Annotated in this window: 20 protein-coding genes; 6 read left to right on the top strand and 14 right to left on the bottom strand. The window is 64.8% G+C overall.

Annotation, left to right across the window (positions count from 1 at the left end):
• Nucleotides 1-63 precede the first annotated feature (63 nt).
• Nucleotides 64-714: a TetR/AcrR family transcriptional regulator gene (locus tag G4Z14_RS15585; protein ID WP_164627391.1), complete on the top strand. Its 651-nt coding sequence runs from the start codon at nt 64-66 to the stop codon at nt 712-714.
• Here G4Z14_RS15585 and G4Z14_RS15580 read toward each other — a convergent pair.
• From G4Z14_RS15580 to G4Z14_RS15550, 7 genes are all read right to left on the bottom strand, one after another.
• Entirely contained in the window at nt 681-1,100 is a 420-nt protein-coding gene (locus tag G4Z14_RS15580; RefSeq protein WP_164627389.1) for a MarR family winged helix-turn-helix transcriptional regulator, read from the bottom strand. The two genes, G4Z14_RS15585 and G4Z14_RS15580, sit on opposite strands and share 34 nt — an antisense overlap.
• A 225-nt stretch (nt 1,101-1,325) precedes the next feature.
• Entirely contained in the window at nt 1,326-2,129 is an 804-nt protein-coding gene (gene iolB, locus G4Z14_RS15575) for a 5-deoxy-glucuronate isomerase (protein ID WP_164627387.1), read from the bottom strand.
• Nucleotides 2,126-2,299, bottom strand: coding sequence for a hypothetical protein (locus tag G4Z14_RS15570; protein ID WP_164627385.1), 174 nt, complete (start codon nt 2,297-2,299; stop codon nt 2,126-2,128). Before G4Z14_RS15570 ends, iolB begins: the two co-directional genes overlap by 4 nt.
• Nucleotides 2,300-2,324: 25 nt before the next feature.
• On the bottom strand, nt 2,325-3,227 hold the full coding sequence (iolE, locus tag G4Z14_RS15565; RefSeq protein WP_164627384.1) for a myo-inosose-2 dehydratase: 903 nt from the start codon (nt 3,225-3,227) through the stop codon (nt 2,325-2,327).
• An 11-nt stretch (nt 3,228-3,238) separates the two neighbouring features.
• Nucleotides 3,239-5,065 (bottom strand): 3D-(3,5/4)-trihydroxycyclohexane-1,2-dione acylhydrolase (decyclizing), encoded by a 1,827-nt coding sequence (gene iolD / locus G4Z14_RS15560; protein ID WP_164627382.1) that lies wholly within the window; start codon nt 5,063-5,065, stop codon nt 3,239-3,241.
• Nucleotides 5,062-6,969: a bifunctional 5-dehydro-2-deoxygluconokinase/5-dehydro-2-deoxyphosphogluconate aldolase gene (locus G4Z14_RS15555; RefSeq protein WP_164627380.1), complete on the bottom strand. Its 1,908-nt coding sequence runs from the start codon at nt 6,967-6,969 to the stop codon at nt 5,062-5,064. The genes iolD and G4Z14_RS15555 overlap by 4 nt, the downstream gene beginning before the upstream one ends.
• A 71-nt stretch (nt 6,970-7,040) precedes the next feature.
• A complete protein-coding gene (locus G4Z14_RS15550) occupies nt 7,041-7,418 on the bottom strand; it encodes a hypothetical protein (protein WP_164627379.1) in 378 nt (125 codons plus the stop codon).
• Nucleotides 7,419-7,722: 304 nt separating this feature from the next.
• Between G4Z14_RS15550 and clpB the strand changes: the two genes are divergently transcribed.
• From clpB to G4Z14_RS15535, 3 genes are all read left to right on the top strand, one after another.
• Nucleotides 7,723-10,338: an ATP-dependent chaperone ClpB gene (gene clpB / locus G4Z14_RS15545; RefSeq protein ID WP_164627377.1), complete on the top strand. Its 2,616-nt coding sequence runs from the start codon at nt 7,723-7,725 to the stop codon at nt 10,336-10,338.
• Nucleotides 10,339-10,461: 123 nt separating this feature from the next.
• Nucleotides 10,462-11,481, top strand: coding sequence for an agmatine deiminase family protein (locus G4Z14_RS15540; protein WP_227751786.1), 1,020 nt, complete (start codon nt 10,462-10,464; stop codon nt 11,479-11,481).
• Entirely contained in the window at nt 11,481-13,445 is a 1,965-nt protein-coding gene (locus tag G4Z14_RS15535) for an amidase (protein ID WP_164627373.1), read from the top strand. The genes G4Z14_RS15540 and G4Z14_RS15535 overlap by 1 nt, the downstream gene beginning before the upstream one ends.
• Here the strand turns inward: G4Z14_RS15535 and G4Z14_RS15530 are convergent.
• From G4Z14_RS15530 to G4Z14_RS15500, 7 genes are all read right to left on the bottom strand, one after another.
• Nucleotides 13,436-14,212 (bottom strand): GntR family transcriptional regulator, encoded by a 777-nt coding sequence (locus G4Z14_RS15530; protein ID WP_164627371.1) that lies wholly within the window; start codon nt 14,210-14,212, stop codon nt 13,436-13,438. The two genes, G4Z14_RS15535 and G4Z14_RS15530, sit on opposite strands and share 10 nt — an antisense overlap.
• A gap of 61 nt (nt 14,213-14,273) precedes the next feature.
• Entirely contained in the window at nt 14,274-15,041 is a 768-nt protein-coding gene (locus tag G4Z14_RS15525; protein ID WP_164627369.1) for an HpcH/HpaI aldolase family protein, read from the bottom strand.
• A 9-nt stretch (nt 15,042-15,050) separates the two neighbouring features.
• Nucleotides 15,051-15,839, bottom strand: coding sequence for a 2-oxo-hept-4-ene-1,7-dioate hydratase (hpaH, locus tag G4Z14_RS15520; protein ID WP_164627367.1), 789 nt, complete (start codon nt 15,837-15,839; stop codon nt 15,051-15,053).
• A complete protein-coding gene (locus G4Z14_RS15515; protein ID WP_164627365.1) occupies nt 15,836-16,684 on the bottom strand; it encodes a fumarylacetoacetate hydrolase family protein in 849 nt (282 codons plus the stop codon). Before G4Z14_RS15515 ends, hpaH begins: the two co-directional genes overlap by 4 nt.
• Entirely contained in the window at nt 16,681-17,661 is a 981-nt protein-coding gene (gene hpaD, locus G4Z14_RS15510; RefSeq protein ID WP_164627363.1) for a 3,4-dihydroxyphenylacetate 2,3-dioxygenase, read from the bottom strand. Before hpaD ends, G4Z14_RS15515 begins: the two co-directional genes overlap by 4 nt.
• Nucleotides 17,662-17,664: 3 nt before the next feature.
• Nucleotides 17,665-19,182 carry a 5-carboxymethyl-2-hydroxymuconate semialdehyde dehydrogenase gene (gene hpaE / locus G4Z14_RS15505; protein WP_164627362.1) on the bottom strand — a complete coding sequence of 506 codons (1,518 nt, stop codon included), beginning with the start codon at nt 19,180-19,182 and terminating at the stop codon, nt 17,665-17,667.
• Nucleotides 19,179-19,565, bottom strand: coding sequence for a 5-carboxymethyl-2-hydroxymuconate Delta-isomerase (locus G4Z14_RS15500; RefSeq protein WP_164627360.1), 387 nt, complete (start codon nt 19,563-19,565; stop codon nt 19,179-19,181). Before G4Z14_RS15500 ends, hpaE begins: the two co-directional genes overlap by 4 nt.
• A 160-nt stretch (nt 19,566-19,725) precedes the next feature.
• On the opposite strand from G4Z14_RS15500, the gene msrP reads away from it, so the two are divergent.
• The gene (gene msrP, locus G4Z14_RS15495) at nt 19,726-20,607 is read left to right on the top strand and encodes a protein-methionine-sulfoxide reductase catalytic subunit MsrP (RefSeq protein WP_164627358.1); all 882 of its coding nucleotides are present in this window, start codon (nt 19,726-19,728) and stop codon (nt 20,605-20,607) included.
• Entirely contained in the window at nt 20,607-21,215 is a 609-nt protein-coding gene (msrQ, locus tag G4Z14_RS15490) for a protein-methionine-sulfoxide reductase heme-binding subunit MsrQ (RefSeq protein WP_164627356.1), read from the top strand. Before msrP ends, msrQ begins: the two co-directional genes overlap by 1 nt.
• Nucleotides 21,216-21,640 lie beyond the last annotated feature (425 nt).

Below are 21,640 nucleotides of genomic sequence, written 5' to 3'. Positions count from 1 at the left end.
GTTTTGTCAGGCGGCGGACCGGGCGACTTGCAGCGCCGGGTCGAATTGCCTAGTTTCCGGGTCATGAACACGCCTGCTCCCAATGAACGCGGCTGGCGCGGCTCGGCCGATCTGTGGCTGGATGCCGCTTATCACCTGCTGGTCGAAGGCGGGGTCGAGGCGGTCAAGGTCATGCCGCTGGCGGAACGGCTTGGCCTGTCACGCACCAGTTTCTATTGGCATTTCGCCGATCGCGAGGCGCTGCTTGACGGGCTGGTCGCCCGCTGGCAAAGCCGGAACACCGCCAGGCTGGTGGCACAGACCGAGAAGCCGGCGCAGACCATCACCGAGGCGGTGCTGAACCTGTGCGACTGCTGGGTCACGCCCGAGCTGTTCGACAGCCGACTTGAATTTGCAATCCGCACCTGGGCTCTGACCGATGCGGCGCTGGGCAAGACCTTGGCCGAGGCAGATGCAGCGCGAATCGTGGCGATCAAGGCGATGTTTCTGCGCCACGGCTACCCCGAACCCGAGGCCGACATTCGCGCCCACACCATCTATCTGACGCAGATCGGCTATATCTCGATGCGGATGTCTGAGCCGCTGTTGCCGCGGCTGGAGCGTATCCCGCCCTATGCCCTGACCTTTACCGGCAAAGCCCCGACGCCTGCCGAGGTCGATGCCTTTCGCGCCCGTCACATTCAGGCCAGCCGCGCCAAAAGCGCTATCAGCTGAGCCTGCTCGGTAGCGGAAAGCGGCTCCAGCGTCTTGGCCGAAATCGCCAGCGCGGTTGCAATGCGCCGTTCGTGCAGCGCCTGACCGGCAGGCGAAAGGCCGACGATCAGGCGGCGGCGATCCTCGGGGTCGGGGGTGGTCTCCAGCAGGCCCTGGCGCACCAGCCGATCCACCACGCCCTTGATGGTTGCCGCATCCATCGCGGTTTCGCGGCCAAGGTGGTTTTGTGACAGGGGCCCCTTCTCCGCGAGCCTTGCCAGAACCGCAAACTGGGTCGTGGTCACTTCGGGAAGGGCGTCGGAAAAAATTGCAAGATGCCGCTGGGAGGCCCGTCGCAGCACATAACCGATCTGGTCATCCAGAACATATCGGGGCGGCTTTGCCATAAGCAGGGGATAGACCCATGCCGCCCTGCGCGCAAGAAAGTTGACGGTCTGCGGCGGGGGCGCAATTCGCTTGCGCGCAAACAATTTTGGATCGCGCATGAGCCACTGTGCCCGTCTCCAAGCCCTTCGGGTTCTGCATGGGGAAGGCCGGGCGGGCGTGTTCCTTCCGGCGCTGGTGGCCGAAGAGGTGCGGCTTGGGCGCTACACGGAGGAAGCGCAGCTCGGTCAGGCGTCGCGCTTTGCAATCCAGTCGTGGTCGGGATCGTTCTTGAAGCGCCATTTGCGCAAGGGTCCCGCCATGACGTTCAGATAATACATCTCATAGCCATAGGGCGCACCGCAGGGGTGGTGGCCCTTGGGCACCAGCGTCACGTCGTGGTTCTTCACGGCCATGGTTTCGTCAAGCGTGCCATCTTCGGTATAGATCCGCTGAATGCCGAAGCCCTGCGCGGGGTTCAGGCGCATGTAATAGGTCTCTTCCAGATAGGTCATGTTGGGGAAATCATCCTCATCATGGCGATGGCTGGGATAGCTGGACCAATGACCGGCGGGCGTGAACACCTCGGTCACCAACAGGCTGTCGGCCACCTCGCGCGCCTCCATGGCGATGTTGTTCACGTAGCGGGTGTTGGTGCCGCGCCCACGCGGGGTCAGCTCGATGCCCTCGGGTCCAAGGCGCCGGGCCTTGTGGCCGCCCTTGCCCGGTGCACGGCAGACGGCAAGGGTGCAAGGGGTGGTGGCGACGGCCTGCCATGTGTCGTCGTTCGGCACATAAAGGCAATGCGGCGGGGTCTTTTCGAACACATCCATCCGCTCGCCCAGCACGCCCCAATCCTGCCCCGAGGCGGTGATCTGCGCCTTGCCCTCGACGATCACCAGAATCGCCTCGTTGTCGCCGGTGGCCTCGGACGCGGTGTCACCGGGTTCCAGCCGATACAGCGCAAAGCCGACATAGCCCCAGTTCGCGGTTTCGGGGGTGATGTCATGCACCTTGCCACGGGGCGCGGTGGGCTTGCGCAACAGGGTCATTTTCGGCCTCCGGGGTAAGCCATGAAAAGCGCGTTGAAGGCGTAGCCGGTCAGCGCGGTGAAGACGGCCCCGAAGGCGACGGAGCCGGTGGAGAAGAACCAGATCGCGGCGGCCATGGGGGCGGCCACGATGAGAAGGCGGAGGGCGAGGGGCCAGTCAGGATTGAGCATGATGGCCCCAGCTTTGCGCCCCGTTTCAGGCCTTTACAAGCCCGGCCTCTTTGGCCAGCCGCTTGAGGGTCGCCAGACCCAGCGTTTGATACAGAAGCGGGTTGCGGACCTTGGGGTCTTGCTCGGCCTCGATCACGATCCAGCCGTCGTAGCTGTTGGCCGCAAGGATCTTCAGCAGCGGGCCGAAATCCACCCCGCCCTCCTGATCGCCCGGAACGGTGAAGGCGCCGCCGACCACGCCTTGCAGGAAGGACCAGCCCTCGGTGCGCACCTTGGCGGTAATCGTGGGGCGGATGTTCTTGGCGTGGAAATGCCGCACGCGGGGCGCGTGTCTGGTCAGCACCGCCACCGGATCGCCGCCGCCAAAGGCACAGTGGCCCGCGTCGAACAGCAGATGGGTATGCGGGCCGGTGGCGGCCATCAGGGCGTCGATTTCTTCCGGGCTTTCCACGATGGTGCCCATGTGGTGATGGTAGACCAGCGTCACGCCTTGGCCGGCGAGGTAGGCCGCGAAGGCCTCCAGCTTCTTGCCGAACTCGACCATTTCGGCGGGGGTCAGGCGGGCACGGTCATTGACCGGCTTTTTCGCATCGCCGTGAATGGCGTTCGAGGTTTCGCAGACGATCATCACCTTGCAACCATTGTGCTTCAGCTTGGCAAGGTGGTGCTGGCAATTCTTGATCTCGTCCTCGATCGAGCGGGTCAGGAGTTCGGTCGAATACCAGCCCGAGATGAATTTCAGACCATACTCGGCCAGCAGCGCCCGCAGAGCCTCGGGCTCATCCGGCCAGCGGTGGCCGTTCTCGATGCCGTCAAAGCCGATCTGGCGGCCCGCTTCGTCAAGGATACGGGCGGTGGGGATATCGGCGCCAATCGACTGGTCGTCGTCATTGGCCCACGCGATGGGGTTGGTTCCGAATTGGATCATGGTCGTTTACCTTAATTCACCAGCCACTGACGGCGGGTTGCTTTCTCATAACCCTCGCGGGCCTCGTTCACTTCCTTCCGGGTCGAGACCTCGGGCACGGCCACGTCCCACCAGGTGCCACCCGCGCCGGTGCCGGGGGCCGGATCGGTGTCGATCAGGATGACAGTGGGCAATTTCGCGGCTTTGGCGGCCTGCATTTCCGTTTCTAACTGGGCGATAGAGCCTACTTTAACCACAATCGCCCCCATCGAGCGGGCATGCGCCGCAAAGTCGATGTTGGCCGGGTTCACATGGAAGCTGTCGTCCAGCATGTTGTTGAACGCCGCCCCGCCGGTGCCCTTTTGCAGCCGGTTGATGCAGCCGTAGCCGCGGTTGTCGGTCAGGATCACGGTGAAGGGAATGCCCATCATCACCGCGGTTGCCAGCTCGCTGTTGGCCATCATGTAGCTGCCGTCGCCCACCATGCAGACCACGTCCTTTTCCGGGGCCGCCATCTTGATGCCCATGGCGCCGGCGAGCTCGTATCCCATGCAGGAAAAGCCGTATTCCATGTGATAGCCGCCCGCCGCCGCGCGCCACAGTACATGCAGCGCGCCGGGCATGGTGCCGGCGGCGGACATCACGACCGATTGCTTGCCCGTGTTGCGCTGCACCGCGCCGATGACTTGCGCGTCGGTGGGCAGGCCCGCGCCGTTCGGGGCGGCGGTCAGGGCGTCGGTGGTCTGGAACCACTGGTCCCGCGCTGCGAAATCGGGGTCGGCAAAGCGATGGTCGCCAAGGGCTGCGCCGATCTTTTCCAGCGCCACCCTGGCATCGGAAACCAGCGCCTGCGCCCCGCGCTTGGCGGCGTCATAGCCGTGGATGTTGATCGACAGCAGCTTGCGGCCGGGCGCGGAAAACACCGTCCACGACCCGGTGGTGAAATCCTGAAACCGGGTGCCGACACCGATCACCAGATCGGCCTCGGCGGCCAGCTTGTTGCCGCAGCCGGTGCCGGTCACGCCGGGAGAGCCGAAGTGGAGTTTCTCCTCCCAATCCACGGCACCCTTGCCGGCCTGGGTTTCGACCATGGGGATATTATGCTTCACCGCAAAGTCGCGCAGCGTCGCCTCGGCGCCCGAATAGATCACCCCGCCGCCGGTGACGATCAGCGGCTTTTTTGCCGCCTTGATCGCGGCCACTGCCTCGGCCAGTTCGCGCTGATCGGGTTCCGGGCGGCGGATGTGCCAGACTTTTGGCGTGAAGAATTCGACCGGATAATCATAGGCCTCGGCCTGGGTATCCTGACAGAAGGCCAGACAGACCGGGCCGCAATTGGCCGGATCGGTCATCACCCGCAAGGCGCGGGGCAGGGCGGTAAGAATGTGTTCGGGGCGTGAAATGCGGTCGAAATGACGGACCACCGGGCGGAAGCAATCGTTCGCCGACACGGTGGCATCATCGAAATCCTCGATCTGCTGCAGCACCGGATCGGGCGCGCGGTTGGCGAACACATCACCCGGAATGAACAGCACCGGCAGGCGGTTCACATGGGCCAAAGCTGCAGCCGTGACCATGTTGGTCGCCCCCGGGCCGATGGAGGAGGTGACGGCCATGGCGCGCTGGCGCTTGTGGGTCTTGGCAAAGGCGATGGCGGCATGGGCCATGGTCTGCTCGTTATGGCCGCGCCATGTCGGCAGCACATCCTTGATGCCGTGCAGCGCCTCGCCCAGACCCGCCACGTTGCCGTGGCCGAAGATGCCCCAGACACCTTCGATGAAGCGATGGCCGTCGGCGGTCATCTGCACGGAAAGCCATTTCACCATGGCCTGAGCGGCCGTCAAACGAACGGTTGTCATGCGGCAATCTCCTTGGCGGCGCGGGCCTTGTCCCAGATCTGGCAGAGGCGGGCGTATTTGGCGGCCATGTCCTGCACGGCCTGAGCATCAGTCAGTTTTCCGGCCAGCCAGCCCCGGGCGGCATCGCCGAAGATGGTGCGGCCGATGGCGAAACCTTTGACCAGATCATGCCGGGCGGCAAGCTGAAGCGAGGCGGCAAGGCTGTCTTCGGTCGCGTCCAGCCCCAGCACGACGATGCCGCGCACATGCGGGTCGCGGGCGGTGATGGCGGCGCAGGCGGCCTCGTAGGCGGCATTCGTCGCAAAGGGTTCCAGCTTCCACCAGTCGGGGTAGACGCCCAGATCGTAGAAGCGGTTGATGACCTCGGCGCTGGTGGTGTCATTCACCGGGGCCACCTTGGACGGGATGATTTCCAGCAGCATTTCCAGCCGGTTGCGGCGGCAGGCGTGGAACAGGCGCAGCACGGTGTCTTCCTGTTTCGCCTTGGTTTCCGCGTCGTCGTCCGGATGGTAGAAGCACAGCACCTTGACCACGTGCTCCAAGGGCCACTCCGACAGACCGCCGAAATCGGGGCCGATCTCGGGCTCCAGCGTCAAGGGGCGCGAGCCGGGCCACTCCACCGGATGCCCGATCCACAGGCCGGTGCCGGCGGCGGCGTAAAGCGCGTCGCGGCCAAGGCGCGAGTCGCAGAGGATGCCATAACCGGCGCGGCCACCGGAGACTTGCAGGGCGGCTTTCAGGCACAGCTCCTTGAAGGTGCCGATCTTGGCGGGGGTGGCGCCTTCCATCGCCTCAAGCTGCATGCGGTGGTCAAAGGCGAAAACCCGCATGGTGGACCAGTCCTTGTGCCGGTTGGTCGCCCAATGCACCTGCTCCAGCGCGGCATCCTTGCGCAGGGCCTTGGTGACAACGCCGCGGTTCAGGAAGAATTGCAGCTCCTCCCACGAGGGATAGGCCGGAGTGCAGCCGTGGCGGCTGACCGCGAAGGCGCCGCAGGCGTTGGCGTATTTCAGCGCCACGGGCCAAGGCTCGCCGTCGAGCCAGCCCTTGATCAGGCCGGACATGAAGCCATCGCCCGCGCCAAGGACGTTGAACACCTCGATCGGGAAGCCGGGGCCGGATTGGCCTTCGTCCAGCGTGTCGGGGATGGCGCCGGTGAAGGCCGCAGCCCCCATCGGGCCGCGCTTGCAGACCAGCGTGGCCTTGGACACGGCGCGGACGGCGCGCAGGGCGGCGATGGTGTCGGTGGTGCCACCGGCGATGTGGAATTCTTCCTCGGTGCCAACGATCAGGTCAAACAAATGCAGGGTGGATTGCAGCTTGGCGGTGACGGCGGCGGATTCGATGAACCGGCTTTCGCCATCGCCATGGCCGGCGAGGCCCCAGAGGTTCGGGCGATAGTCGATGTCCAATGCGGTTTGCAGCCCGTGCTTGCGGGCCAGCGTCAAAGCCTTCATCACCGCCGCCTCGGTGCGGGCGTGCGACAGGTGGGTGCCGGTGGCGACGACCGAGCGGGCCGAGGCGATGAAACCTTCGTCAATGTCATCTTCGCACAGCGCCATGTCGGCGCAATTTTCGCGGTAGAAGATCAGCGGAAACTGCTTTTCATCGCGGATGCCCAAGAGAACCAGCGCCGTCAGACGCTCCTTGTCGGTGATGACGCCCTCGACGTTCACGCCCTCGCGCGCCAGTTCCTCGCGGATGAAGCGGCCCATGTGCTCGTCGCCGACGCGGGTGATGAGCGCCGACTTCAACCCCAGCCGCGCGGTACCGGCGGCCATGTTGCAGGGGCTGCCGCCGATGTATTTCTGGAACGAGGCCATGTCCTCCAGCCGCCCGCCCACCTGCGCGCCGTAAAGGTCGACCGAGGCGCGGCCGATGGTGATGACGTCGAGCGGTTTCATGGTGTCCTCCAAAGCCGGCGCGCGTTATTGGAATAAATATTCTATTTTGCGTCGGAATGGAAGAGTTCTTTCTATTGCAGGGGTCGCGGCGGCAAAGGCCGCAAAACCAAGGGGTCGGCCCAGATCGAAACATAGACCTCGGGGCCTTGCGAGCCGCAGAGATGCTCGGGCGTGAGACCGACGATTCGCACCCGCATCGGTGCGCCTTGCCGGATGGCAGGGGCCAGAATGCGGGCAACCACGGGACCAAGATGGCCGAGCGCCGCCTCTTGCCGGTAGGGAAAAAGCCCAAGATAGCGCCGCGTCACCTCGGCCAGCAGTGTCACCTCGCCGGTCTCTGTCAGCCGCAAGCTTGCCGGATCGCCGATGCATAGGCCTGACCGCCCGACATGCAGGCGCAGCCCCAGAACGGGGGTCTTGGGCAGGACTGGGTGCAGGGTTTCGATCATCGGTGTGCTCCTGAAATTGGTCCGCGATCAGGCGCGCGGGCAGGGCGGCCTGCAATCGGGAGTGGCGACAAGACGCCGATACCGGACGCCCTGTTCGGCGGAAGCCCGGCGTGACCCGGCCCTGATCCGGCAAGACCCTGCCATCGGCGGAAATCCCTCGGCAAAATGTCGCAACAGAATCGACCCAGCCCGATTTGGCGGCCCATTGCAAAAACCCGGAGGCCTCCCCAAGTTAGCCTCAAGGCCAGAGCGGCTGTGCTGGAGTTCCGGGCACCGCAACGGCGCTTTTCAGAGGAGATGACCGATGAATTTGGACAAATTCACGGAGCGGTCGCGCGGGTTCGTTCAGGCCGCGCAAACCATTGCCATGCGGGAAGATCACCAGCGGGTGCTGCCCGACCACTTGCTGAAAGCCCTGATGGATGACGATCAGGGTCTTGCCTCGAACCTGATCCGCAAGGCGGGTGGCAGCCCGGAGCGGGTGAACGAGGCCATCAATGCCTCGATTGCCAAGCTGCCCAAGGTGACGGGGGGCGACGGCAACTCCTATGTCGATCCATCGCTGGTGCGCGTGCTGGATGAAGCGGAAGCCGTGGCCAAGAAGGCCGGGGACAGCTTTGTTCCGGTCGAGCGGCTGCTGACCGCGCTCGCCTTGGTCAACACAAGGGCGCGGGATGCGCTGACGGCCGGGGCGGTGAACGCCCAAGGGCTGAACGCCGCGATCAACGAGATTCGCAAGGGCCGCACCGCCGACAGCGCGAGCGCCGAGGACGCGATGGAGGCGCTGAAGAAATACGCCCGCGACCTGACCGAAGCGGCGGCCTCCGGCAAGATCGACCCGATCATCGGGCGCGACGAGGAGATTCGCCGCGCGATGCAGGTGCTGAGCCGGCGGACCAAGAACAACCCCGTGCTGATCGGCGAGCCGGGCGTCGGCAAGACCGCGATTGCCGAGGGCCTTGCCCTGCGCATCGTGAACGGCGACGTGCCGGAATCCCTGCGCAACAAGAAGCTGATGGCGCTGGACATGGGCGCTCTGATTGCGGGTGCCAAGTATCGCGGCGAGTTCGAGGAACGCCTGAAGGCTGTTCTGCATGAGGTGACATCGGCGGAAGGCGAGATCATCCTGTTCATCGACGAGATGCATACGCTGGTCGGCGCGGGCAAGTCGGATGGCGCGATGGATGCGGCCAACCTCATCAAGCCGGCACTGGCGCGGGGGGAGTTGCATTGCGTTGGCGCGACCACGCTGGATGAATACCGCAAGTATGTGGAAAAGGACGCCGCCCTTGCCCGCCGCTTCCAGCCGGTGATGGTAAACGAGCCGACGGTGGAAGACACCATCTCGATCCTGCGCGGCATCAAGGAAAAGTATGAGCTGCACCATGGCGTGCGGATCGCCGACTCGGCCTTGGTCGCGGCGGCGACGCTGTCGCACCGCTACATCACCGACCGTTTCCTGCCCGACAAGGCCATCGACCTGATGGACGAGGCCGCCAGCCGGTTGCGCATGGAGGTTGATTCCAAGCCCGAGGAGCTGGATGCGCTGGACCGGCAGATCCTGCAATTGCAGATCGAGGCTGAGGCGCTGAAGAAAGAGGACGATGCGGCCTCGAAGGACCGGCTTGAGCGTCTGGAAAAAGAACTGGCCAACTTGCAGCAGAAGTCGGCGGAACTGACTGCCAAGTGGCAGTCGGAACGCGACTCGCTGGAAGCGGCGCGCGATCTGAAAGAGCAGCTTGACCGCGCCCGCGCCGAACTGGAGCAGGCCAAGCGCGAGGGCGATTTCGGCAAGGCGGGCGAGCTGCAATATGGCCGTATCCCCGGTCTGGAGAAATCGCTGGCCGAGGCCGAAACCCGCGAGGGTGAGGCTTTGGTGGCCGAGGCCGTCCGCCCGGAGCAGATTGCCGAAGTGGTGGAACGCTGGACCGGCATTCCCACCTCGAAGATGCTGGAAGGTGAGCGCGAGAAGCTGCTGCGCATGGAGGAGGAGCTGGGTCAGCGGGTCATCGGCCAACACGCCGCCGTGGTTGCGGTGTCGAACGCCGTGCGCCGTGCGCGGGCGGGCCTGAACGACGAGGGGCGGCCCTTGGGCAGCTTCCTGTTCCTCGGGCCGACCGGCGTTGGCAAGACCGAGCTGACCAAGGCCGTCGCCGCCTATCTTTTCGACGACGAGAACGCCATGGTCCGCATCGACATGTCCGAGTTCATGGAAAAGCACTCGGTCGCCCGGCTGATCGGCGCCCCGCCCGGCTATGTCGGCTATGACGAAGGCGGGGTGCTGACCGAAGCGGTGCGGCGCCGGCCCTATCAGGTGGTGCTGTTCGACGAGGTGGAAAAGGCCCATCCGGATGTGTTCAACGTGCTGCTTCAGGTTCTGGATGACGGCATCCTGACCGATGGTCAGGGCCGCACGGTGGATTTCAAACAGACGCTGATCATCCTGACCTCGAATCTCGGGGCGCGGGCGCTGTCGGAACTGCCCGAAGGGGCCGACGCGGCCATGGCGCGGCGCGAGGTGGAAGAGGCGGTGCGGCTGCACTTCCGCCCCGAGTTCCTGAACCGTCTAGACGAGCAGATCATCTTCGACCGGCTGAACCGCGCGGACATGGACGGCATCGTGACGATCCAGCTTCGCCGTCTGGAAAAACGGCTCGCGGCGCGCAAGGTGGTGCTGGAGCTGGACGCCGACGCCCGCGCCTGGCTGGCGGATGAGGGCTATGATCCGGTCTTCGGGGCGCGGCCGCTGAAGCGGGTGATCCAGCGCCATTTGCAGGACCCGCTGGCGGAAATGATCCTTGCCGGCGATGTGATGGATGGCTCGACCATCAAGATCAGCGCCGGGCCGGATGGTCTGCTGATCGGCGACCGGGTGTCGGCCTCGCGGCGGACGAGACCCAGCGAAGCGGTCGTGCACTAACATTGGAATGGCCCCCACGCCGTTGGGGGCCATTCCAGTTTCTGCCCGGGCTTGAAATTTGATCATATTTGCGCGTAGCCTCTGGCCAGACCTCTTGCCAAAGGACCGACCATGCGCTGGACCATGCCCGCTGAAACTGCCCCGCAGGACCGGATCTGGATGGCCTTTCCGCGCGAAGGCGTGACGCTTGGCGAAACCGTAACCGAGCGGGAGGCAGGCTATGCCACCTGGACCGCCGTTGCCCATGCCATCGCCGAATTTGAGCCGGTAACGATGATCGTTGACCCCTCGGAAACCGCGCGGGCGCGCAAGATGCTGGGCAGCGGGATCGAGATTGTCGAACGGGTGATCGACGATTTCTGGATGCGCGATCCGGGGCCGACCTTTGTGCATGATGAGCGGGGCGGCTTGGCGGCGGTGGATTGGATCTTCAACGGCTGGGGGGGTGGGGAGTGGACCTCCTCCACCCATGACCGCGGGCTGGCGCAGTTTATCGCCGGGATTGCGGGTGTGCCGGTTGTGTCGTCGCTTCTGGTGAACGAAGGCGGCGGTATCCATGTCGATGGCGAAGGCACGATCCTGTTGACCGAAACGGTCCAGCTTGACCCCGACCGCAACCCCCATGCCGACAAGGGCCGGGTCGAGGCCGAAATGGCCCGCACACTGGGCGCCGAAAAAGCGATCTGGCTGCCAAAGGGGCTGACACGCGATTATGACACCTTTGGCACGCGCGGCCATGTTGATATCGTGGCCACCTTTGCCGGGCCAGGCAAGGTGCTGCTGCACGATCAGCAAAGCCCCGACCATCCCGATCATGCCGTGATGGCGGCAATCCGCGCCCAGTTGCAGGCCGAAACCGATGCCAAGGGCCGAAAGCTTGAGATCATGGCCTTGCCTGCGCCCGATACCCTGCGCGATGGGCATGGCTTTGTCGATTACAGCTATGTGAACCATCTGGTCATCAACGGCGCGGTCATCGCCTGCGCTTTCGGTGAACCGCGCGCCGATGCCCGTGCAGCGGAGATCCTTGCGGCAGCCTATCCGGGTCGCCGTGTTGTTCCGGTAGATGCGCGCGAGCTTTTTGCTAGGGGCGGCGGGGTGCATTGTATCACCCAGCAACAGCCCAAGGCTGTGGTGCGGTGATGCGGCTGGTCGAGGCCACAATTGCCGACCTACGCGCTGCGCTGGAATCGGGCGAGGTCACCTCGGTCGCGCTGGTCGCCGCCTATCTTGACCGGATTGCCGCCTTTGACCGCAGCGGCATTCACCTCAATGCGCTCTGTGTTTTGAACCCCATGATGTTCGACGAGGCGCGAGCGTCCGACTTGCGGCGGGCCAAGGGCGAAACTCTTGGTCCGCTGGACGGCATCCCCTACACCGCGAAGGACAGCTACAAGGTGCGGGGGTTGACGGTGGCTGCCGGATCGCCGGCCTTTGCCGGGCTGGTGGCGAGCGAGGATGCCTTTGCCATTCAGCGGCTGCGGGCGACAGGGGCGGTGCTGATCGGGCTGACGAACATGCCGCCGATGGCGAATGGCGGCATGCAGCGCGGGGTCTATGGCCGGGCCGAAAGCCCCTATTCGGCGGATTGGCTGACGGCAGCCTTCGGGTCTGGCTCGTCCAACGGGTCGGGCACCGCGACGGCGGCCAGCTTTGCCGCCTTTGGTCTGGGCGAGGAAACCTGGTCCTCGGGGCGTGCGCCGGCCGCCAACAACGGGCTGTGCGCCTATACGCCGTCGCGCGGGGTGATCTCGGTGCGGGGCAACTGGCCGCTGGTGCCGACGATGGATGTGGTGGTGCCGCATACCCGGACCATGGCCGACATGCTGGAGGTGCTGGAGGTGATCGTTGCCGACGATGCCGAGACGCGCGGCGATCTGTGGCGGCGTCAACCTTGGGTCGGTATTCCCAAGGTCTCCGAACATCGGCCCGACTCCTATCCGGCGCTGGCAGCAACTGCCCGGCTGAAAGGCAAGCGGCTGGGCATTCCGGCGATGTATGTCAACGCCGATCCGCTGGCGGGCACGGCTGAGGCGCCGGGCATCGGTGGCCCGCAGGGCCAGCGGATCGAGACCCGCGCTTCGGTCATGGCGCTGTGGCAGGCAGCGCGGGCGGTGCTGGAAGCGGCGGGGGCCGAGGTGGTAGAGGTCGATTTCCCGCTGGTCAGCAATTACGAAGGCGACCGGCCCGGTGCGCCGAAGATCATGACACGGGGTTTGGTCAGCGCCGACTATCTGCGGCGGGAAATCATCGATCTTTCGGTCTGGGCTTGGGATGATTTTCTGCAAGCCAATGGGCAGGCGGGATTGGATAGCCTTGCCGCCGTCGACGGCGCGCAGATCTTCCCGCGGCCCAAAGGGGCCCTGCCCGACCGCTATACCGGTTTTGACGACGACATTGCCGACTACCCCGCCCAAGCCCGCGCCCGTCCGCCGGGGGATTTCCGCGACATTCCGCATCTGGCCGAAGGCTTCGCCGGGCTGGAGGCCACCCGCAAAACCGACCTTGAGGACTGGATGGACGGGCTGGCCCTGGATGCCGTGATCTTTCCCGCGGTTGCCGATGTCGGCCCGGCCGATGCCGATGTGAACCCGGCTTCGGCCGATCTCGCTTGGCGCAACGGCACATGGGTTGCCAATGGCAATCTGGCGATCCGGCATCTGGGGGTGCCGACGGTCACGGTCCCGATGGGGCGGATGGCCGATATCGGCATGCCCGCCGGGTTGACCTTTGCCGGGCGCGGCTGGGATGACGCCGCACTTCTGGCGCTGGCCGCCGGATTCGAGGCGCTGGGCCACTTCCGCGACGCCCCGCCGCGCACGCCGGATCTGGGGCCGGTGGTGGTGATGACCGCGCCGGATGCGGGCGCCGCGCCCAGCCTGACGGTTCATGCAGCGCCCGAGGGCGACGGCCTCCTCCGGCTGGAGATTCACGCGGATCGCCCGATCCGGCACCTGACCATCGACGGCAGGCCGGTCTCTGGATCAAGCCACCTCTGGCCACGCAACAGCCATGCCCATAGCGAATGGGAACCTCTGCGCGGGCCTTTGGTCATCGCGCGCTTTGCCAATGGGCAGGCTACCTTTGTCGCGGTGGATCAGCCCTGAGGCGCAGGGCTGGCGTCCAGCCGCAGTTCGGCGATGAAGTCGTAAATGTCGGATCGGTAGAGCCCGCGGGTGAATTCCACCGGACGGCCCGAGGCGAGATATCCGGTGCGGTCGATGCGCAGCACGGCCTGCCCGGCCTCCATATGCAGAAGCTGGGCCTCCGATACCTTCAGATTGGCCGCCGAGACCCGCTGCACGGCATGCGTCGGCACATGACCGAGCGCCCGGATATGGTCATAGAGTGAGCCTTTCACCGCCTCAGGGTCGGGCAGGATGTCGGTCGGCCATGAGGAATATTCCAGCGCCATCGGCACCCCGTCGGCAGAGCGCAGCCGCTCGATCCGCGCCACCCGGCCCGAGGCCATCAGGCCAAGCGCCTGTTGCTCAGCAGGTGTCGGGGCATGCAGCCCGGCCGACAGGATGCGGCTGGTCGGCACCTTGCCGCGCTGGCGCATGTAGTCAGTGAAGGACACCAACGTCGAGCGGGAGTTGTCCAGCCGCGCCTTTGGCACCTTGACGAAGGTGCCCGCGCCGCGCCGCTGCTCCAGCTGACCGTCCTCGACCAGTTGCGCAACCGCCTTGCGGACGGTGACGCGGCTGACCTGTGCCAGTTCGGCCAGTTCCCGCTCGGGCGGGATCTGGGTTTCGGGGCGCAATGTGCCGTCGGCAATGGCGGACACCAGATGCCGGTACAGCTGCTCATAGCGCGGACCATGGCCTTCGCGGAACCAGGTGTCAGGATGGAACAGGAGGTCTTGGCGGGGCATGCGCGGGCCTTGTGCGGGTTTCGCCTTATTGGGCCGCAAATCCCCGGCGCGGCAAGCGGTTTCAGCCGGCCTTCACGCCGGCGGCCAGTGCGGTCGCCGCCTTGGTCAGAATCGCCACGTCTCCGCCGACGCCAAGAAAGGTCACGCCCATGGCTTGATAGCGCGCCGCGGTCTTGGGGTCGAAGGTCAGGATGCCCGCCGATTTGCCCGCAGCCATGATCGCCTTCAGCATGGCGTCGATGGTTTCCTGCACTTCGGGGGCGTTCATATTGCCGGGATAACCCATGTCGGCGGCAAGATCGGCCGGGCCGATGAACACGCCGTCCACGCCGTCCAGCTTCAGAATCTCCGGCAAGGCCGCCAGCCCGGCGCGGCTTTCGATCTGCAGGATCAGGCAGGTCTCGGCGTTCGCCGTGGTGATGTAGTCGGTGATCCGGCCATAGTCCGACGCCCGCGCCACCGAGGCGCCGACCCCCCGGTTGCCCAGCGGCGGATACAGCATCGCCTTGACCATTTGCGCGGCATGCTCGGCACTTTCGATCATCGGGATCAGCAGGGTCTGCACCCCGAGGTCCAGAAGTTGCTTGACGATGCGCACCTCGCCCACCGGGGGGCGCACAACGACGCTGGTGCGGCTGCCGATGGCCTGAACCTGTTGCAGAATCGTCGGGATGTCGTTCGGCCCATGCTCGCCGTCGATCAGGAGCCAGTCAAAGCCCGCGCCCGCCAGCGCCTCGGCGGCGATCGGGCTGACAAGGTTCATCCAGATGCCGTGCTGCACGGTCTTGGCGGCAAGGGCGGCTTTCAGGGCGTTCTTGGGTGCGGGCATGGCGGGCTTTCAGGCAAAGGTGCAGGTGAGGTGGCCGAAGGGGCCGAAATCGGCGTCGATATGGCTGCCGGATGGGCATTCCATAGCACGGATGAAACTGCCCGACAGGATGATTTGCCCCGGCTCTATGCGTTGGCCATATTGCCCCATGCGGCGGGCCAGCCAGATGATCCCGGTGACCGGATCATCCAGCACGCCCGCGCCAAGCCCGGTTTCCTCGACCACGCCGTCGCGTTTCACAATGGCCCCGACCCAGCGCAGGTCCAGCGCCGGATCGTGGCGCTGGCTGCCCGTCACGATGCCTGCATTGGCTGCATTGTCGGAAATCGTGTCGATGATTGTGCGGGTCTTGCCGGCCTGGGTCCGGACGATGCGGGTGTCGAGAATCTCTAAGGCCGGGGCGACATGGGCGGTCGCGGCCAGCACCTGTTCGCGGGTGACGTCGCCTTGCAGCGGGGTCTTCATGATGAAGGCGATCTCGGCCTCGATGCGCGGGGCGATGAAACGGCCCGCCGGAATGGTGTCGCCGCTGGAGAAGGCCATGTCATCGAGAAGCACGCCCGAATCCGGGGTGGTGATGTTGAGCTGCTGCTGCATGGCGCGCGAGGTGAGGCCGATCTTCCAGCCGATGATGCGGCGGCCGGCCGCCAGCTTGCGATCCACAAACGCCCGCTGCACCGCATAGGCGTCGTCCATCGTCGCCTCGGGGTGTTCGGCCGACAGAAGGCCGCGCTGAACGCGGCTCTGTTCGGCCTGAAACAGGCTGTTGCCGGCCTTGGCCACCCAATCGACGCTCATGCCGGAATCTCGTCGGCGATGGTGTTTGTCAGCGTGCCGATGCCCTCGGCGCTGACCTCTACCACATCGCCGGGTTTCAGCCAGATCGGTGGATCAAAGCGTGCGCCGGCGCCGGTGGGGGTGCCGCAGAGAATCACGTCGCCGGGCACCAGCGTGGTGAAGGTCGAGATGTATTCGACGATGCGGCGGAACGGGAACAGCATGCGGCTGGTGCGGTCTTGCTGGCGCAACTCGCCGTTCACCCGGGTTTCCAGCGCGATGTCGTCAAGCTGCGCGGCGCTTTCGAATGGCACCAGCCATGGGCCGATCGACCCCGAGGCATCAAAGTTCTTGCCTTGGGTCACGTTGAACTTCGCGTGCCGCACCCAGTCGCGCAGCGTGCCTTCGTTGGCGATGCTGATCCCGGCGATATGGTCATAGGCGGCGGCCTGCGAAATGCGGCGGCCGGCCTTGCCGATGACGATCACCACCTCGCCCTCGTAATCCAGCTGATGCGATTCCGGCGGGCGGATCAGCGGCTGGCCATGGCCGGTAAAGCTGCGCGGAAAGCGGATGAAGAGGGACATGTTGGGCGGGGCGTCCTGCCCGTCCTTATATTCCGCGTTGCGGTCGGGATAGTTGACACCGACGCAGATGATCTTCTCGGGGTCAGTGACCGGGATGGTCAGCGCCACCTGATCCAGGGCCAGATGCGGCCCGGCCGCCTTGGCCAAAGCGGCCAAGGCCCCGGATTCAATCGCGGCGCGCATGGTGGGGAAATGCGCGGTCAGGTCGGTGATGGTGTCGCCGTCCAGATGGCCCCAGCCCGTCTCGCGCCCGGTGGAATAGCTGACGAACCGGCTCATGGCGCGATGATCGGTTGCGCTTTCAGCACCGCCTCCCGCGGTTCAAGCCCGGCGAACAGCGAGCCATGTTCGAACCAGCTGCGCGGCGCGGGGGCGCCCCAAAGGGTCTGGCGCTGCGGGTCTTTCAGATCCCATTTGATCGGTTCCAGATCGGGGTCAACCGTTTGGTAATCCGAGCAGTAGATTTCGATCCGGTGGCCATCTGGATCGAGGATATAGAGGAAGAAGGCATTCGAAATGCCATGCCGGCCGGGACCGCGCTCGATATTGGCGACATAGCCGGTGGTCGCCATCAGGTCGAGCAAGTCGATGATGTTCAAGGGCGTCGGCACCCAGAAGGCGGTGTGGTGCAGGCGGGGCCCGAGCCCGTTGGTAAAGGCCATGTCATGCACGCCGCCTTTGCGATGCATCCACGCGGCCCAGAGGCGGCCCGAGTCTTCATCTTCGGTGTATTCGGTCACCCGGAAGCCCATGTCGTTCCAGAAGGCGACGCTGGCATCCACGTCGGGCGTGAAGGTGTTGAAATGGTCGATCCGCAGCGGCTTGACGCCTTTGTAAAGCGCGTATTTCTGGTGGATCGGCGGCAGGCGGTCCATCCTGGCGTAGAATTCCAACGGCACGCCGAACAGATCCGAGGTCAGCAGGGTGCGGCCCTGATAGGGGCGGTCGATCCAACTGGTCGGCCGGCCCTTGGCCTTGAACCAGGCCTCGGCGCGGTCAAGGTCGGCCTCGTCCCAGACCTTGAAGCCCAGCACATTGGCGGTGGGCTTGTCGCCCTGCCGCAGCACGACGCAATGATGCCCGCGCTCTTCCATCGCGCGCAGATACAGCGCGCCGGGTTCCTCGCCGCTGATTTGCAGGCCCAGTGTGTCGACCCAGAAGGCGCGGCTTGCCGCCAGATTCTTCACGGTGAATTCGACGTGCGAAAGCCGGACGGTGTTGAAGTCGGGGTAGAGGTTCGGGCTTGGAACGGGCATGGCTTATTTCCCCAGTTTCGGGATGGAATGGGCGGTGGTGGCGAAGCAGACGTTCTTCGTCTCCATATAGAAGTCGAAAGACCAATCCCCGCCGTCGCGACCGATGCCACTTTCCTTGGACCCGCCGAAGGGCGTCGGGAGGTGGCGGTTGTTTTCCGAGTTCACCCAGACCATGCCAGCCTGAACCGATTCCGAAAAGCGGAAGGCGCGGGTAACGTCCTGGGTCCAGAGATAGGCGGCAAGGCCATAGGGCACGTCATTGGCCACGGCCAGCGCCTCGGCCTCGTCCTTGAAGGGGATGGCGGTCAGGACCGGGCCGAAGATTTCCTCCTGCGCGATCCGCATCTTGTTATGCGCGCCGGTGAACAGCGTCGGCTTCACATAGCAGCCCCCGCCGGGACCCGTCGCCTTTTCGCCGCCCGCGGCCACGGTCGCCCCATCGGCGCGGCCGATCTCGAAATAGGACAGCACCTTTTTCTCATGTACGGGGTGGATCAGCGGCCCCACCTCGGTTTCGGGGTCGAGCGGGTGGCCGACCTTGATGGCGCGGGCGCGGGCGGCGATCTTGGCGGTGAAGCTGTCATAGATCCCCTCCTGCACCAACAGCCGGGACGAGGAGGTGCAGCGTTCGCCGTTCAGCGAATAGATCATGAAGACGGCGGCATCGACGGCGCGGTCGATGTCGGCGTCGTCGAACACGATCACCGGGTTCTTGCCGCCCAGTTCGAAATGCACCCGTTTCAGGGTTTTCGCCCCTTGGGCCATGATCATGCTGCCGGTGCGGCTTTCGCCCACGAAACCCACCGCGCGGATCAGCGGATGTTCGGTCAGCGCCTTGCCCGCTTCCTCGCCCAACCCGTTCACAAGGTTCCACACGCCTTTCGGCAGCCCGGCCTCTTCGGCGATCTCCACCAGCAGGCGGGCCGACAGGGGCGAGAATTCGGCAGGCTTGTGGACCACGGTGCAACCCGCCGCCAAAGCCGGAGCGATCTTCCAGGTCGACAGCATGAACGGCGTGTTCCACGGCGTGATGATCCCCACCGGGCCCAGCGGCGCGCGCGAGGTCATGTTGACCTGCCCTAGTGCCTGAATGGTCTTGCCGTCCCGCGCCTCAACCGCCTTGTCGGCGAAGAAGCGGAAGTTCTCGGCACCGCGCAAAGCGGCCTTGGACATGAAGCGCAGCGCCTGCCCGGTATCCATGCATTCGACCATGGCGATCTCATCGGCGCGGGCTTCGATGCCATCGGCGATACGGTGCAGGATCTTGCGGCGCTCGGCCCCCGGCAGCGCAGCCCAGGCGGCAAAGGCCGCATGGGCGGCCTTGGCGGCGGCATCAATGTCGACGGCATCGCCACGCGCCACTTCTGCCAAGGGCTTCAGATCGACCGGAGAGATAATCTCAAAGGTCTTGCCAGAGGCCGCCGGAACCGCATGTCCGCCGATATGGTTCAGCACCCCGTCCTTGGCGAAGCGGGCGAGAAACCCGGTCGCGCGGGCGATATTGTCGTCAAGCTGGGTCATTTGGTCCTCAGGCGCGGGTGAATGGCATTGGTCTTCCAGCTGAAGGCGGGCGAGATTTCCTGCACCTCCAGCGTCAGGGCGAAATGCGGCCGGGCGAGAAGCGGCACGAAATGCACCTCGGCTGCGGACATCAGCGCTTGGCCCACGGCTTTCTTCTCCGCCTCGCCGCGGCCCGCGCCGATCCGCAGGATCATGTCGGCAAAGGCATTCTCCGGCATTTGATCGGCTACGGCGAAATGCGGGCAAGGCCGCGCCCGCACCCGCACCGCGCCCAGCTCGAACAGGCCAGAGGCCATCATCGCGGCATGCAGGCTGCGGCACAGCGCGGCCATGTCGCTGTGCGCGTCCAGATTGGCGGAATATTCGACGGTCAGATGTGGCATCGACTCAGGCCCTCCATAACTTAACATGTTAACCAAATGGTCGGTCTGGTCAAGTGTTTCGTTCACATTCCGTCACGCCAAGTTGCGCTGTATTTCAGGGCGATTGCTGGCAGGCTGCGAAATGCGCCCTAGCTGCACAGCAGACAAACCGGAGGTTCCCATGCCTTTCAAATCCGATCTTGGCTGGTCCGACGTGACCCCGAAGGCCCTGTTCCTGAACCGCCGCCAGTTGATCGCCGGAGCGGCGGCTGCGCTGGCAAGCCCGGCGCTGGCCGAGACGCTGGAGCCGAACAGCCTTGAGGACATCACCAGCTACAACAACTTCTACGAATTCGGCTGGGACAAGGGCGACCCGGCCCGGCATGCGGGCGCGCTGACCACCGATCCCTGGTCGATCGAGATCGGCGGCATGGTCGACAAGCCCGGCACCTATGATCTGGCTGACATCCTGAAGGGACAGCCAATCGAGGAACGCATCTACCGCTTCCGCTGTGTCGAGGCCTGGTCGATGGTGGTGCCGTGGACCGGTTTCGCCCTTTCGGGCCTCTTGAACCGGATCGGGGTGCAGCCCTCGGCCAGATATGTCGCCTTCGAAACGCTGCTGCGCCCCGAGGAAATGCCGGGGCAGCGCGATGGCTCTTTCCCGTGGCCCTATGTCGAAGGCTTGCGGCTGGACGAAGCAATGCATCCGCTGACGCTGCTGGCCACCGGGCTTTATGGCGAGCCGATGCCGAACCAGAACGGCGCGCCGATTCGGCTGGTGGTGCCGTGGAAATATGGCTTCAAGTCGATCAAGAGCATTGTGAAGATCACCCTGACCGACCGGCAACCGCCGACGACGTGGAATATCCTGCAACCCTCGGAATACGGTTTCCACGCCAACGTGAACCCTGAGGTGGATCATCCCCGCTGGTCGCAGGCGTCCGAGCGCCGCATTGGCGCAGGCCTGTTCGGCGGGCGCGTCGATACGTTGATGTTCAACGGCTATGCCGATCAGGTGGCCAGCCTCTATGCCGGGCAAGATCTGGCGGTGGACTACTGATGCGCGACCGGATCAACGCAACAGCCCGCCGGGTGCCAACGGCATTCCTCTATATAGGGGGAGCGATTCTGGCACTCTGGCTGCTCTTTGCCGCGGTTCAGGACAGCCTCGGCCCCGATCCGGTCAAGGCGCTGGAGCAGGGGCTCGGGATCTGGGCGCTTCGCTTCCTTCTGGCTTCGCTTTGCATCACGCCTCTGATGCGGGCGGGAATCCGGTTGCTGAAGTTCCGCCGGGCGCTCGGGCTGCTGGGCTTCGCCTATGCTGCTCTCCATTTCGCCACCTGGATCGCGCTCGACATGGGGCTGCGCTGGGGCCAGATCGCGGGCGACCTGACAAAACGCCCGTATATCATCGTGGGCGCGCTAGGGCTTCTCCTTCTCCTCCCTCTGGCGGCAACCTCGTGGAACGGGGCCATCCGCCGTCTGGGAGCTGCCGCCTGGAATCGCCTTCACCGCCTTGCCTACCCCGCGATTCTGGCCGGCGCGGTGCATTTCGTGATGATCGGCAAGGTCTGGACCGGGGAATCGCTGGTCTATCTCGGCATTGCCATGGTTCTTCTGGTCCTGCGGGTGCCGCAAAGCAGAAGAATCCCGGCCAGAGCCACCTGAGTCGTGCTGCAAGCGCGAAACTTTCTTGCGCAAACCATAGGGCTCTTGTGCTGGAAACTTCGCCAACCCCAAGATTTTGCGAGAAAATCGGGAAAAGCAAAAAAAATGTGACGACCCGTGTTTTTTGCTCTTGCGGCTTCCAGCGCCTCTCCGTAAATACCGCCTCACCGAAGCGAAACAGCGACGGTGACGGACGGAAGCGAAGACGAAAGTCGAAACGGAAGTTCGGAAAATCTGAAGATAAGGCCTTCGACGAAGCGCTAAGGTTTAGCGCTCGTTGAAAATTTTGTCGGAAGATCGCTCTTTGACATTGATGAGAATGAAGGGATATGTGGGCGGTTTGGGCGCATCGGCGTCGAGACAGTTTGCATATCTGCCCAGCAGGGGAGCGGAGTGATCCGCCGACCGATGACCTGGGAAGCTTC

The sequence above is a fragment of the Tabrizicola oligotrophica genome, assembly GCF_011008935.1.
Taxonomy (GTDB): domain Bacteria; phylum Pseudomonadota; class Alphaproteobacteria; order Rhodobacterales; family Rhodobacteraceae; genus Tabrizicola_A; species Tabrizicola_A oligotrophica.
Note: the sequence above shows the minus strand (reverse complement) of the source record. Positions and strands in the feature narration are given on the sequence as shown.